Consider the following 393-nt stretch of genomic DNA (forward strand, 5'->3'; position numbering starts at 1 on the left):
CTATATGGCCATAGGTTATCCCAAGCCGTTCCAACCGCCCCCCCAGCTTCTTCGCTGTTTTTAAGCCCCGTCCCCCCCACACATACGCCGCTATTTCTCCAGTTCCCCGATGATACGCATATATCAGCCATATCTTATCCGTTTCCCGCCCGGCATATGTCCAAAACTCATCTGTCTCAAGGCAGTCATACTTTTTTTTGCTGGTTTTATCTGATATTCCGTTGGTTTCAGTGTTTTTAAGACTTTTCCTATGCTTATTTTGAGTATGGCACTGATGTCCCGAATGCCGACACCCCGTACCAGCATGATTTTAATCATGCTGGCTATGTTAGAAAGTGTTCCGCGGTAAGTTCTTTCAAGATCGCTTATACATTGTTTTCCGCAGTCTTTACA

General features: G+C 45.5%; 1 protein-coding gene and 1 pseudogene. Both read right to left on the reverse strand.

Translation table 11 applies throughout. The features are described 5' to 3' along the window. Positions 1 to 217 (reverse strand): IS1 family transposase (locus ACYVRH_RS14930; RefSeq protein WP_461257642.1); only part of this gene is annotated, 217 nt, incomplete at its 3' end. Beyond that, positions 124 to 393 (reverse strand): annotated as a pseudogene (locus ACYVRH_RS14935) (IS1 family transposase); the annotation flags it as partial. The gene ACYVRH_RS14930 and the pseudogene ACYVRH_RS14935, both read right to left, overlap by 94 nt.

This window comes from Treponema sp. R80B11-R83G3, from assembly GCF_054786115.1.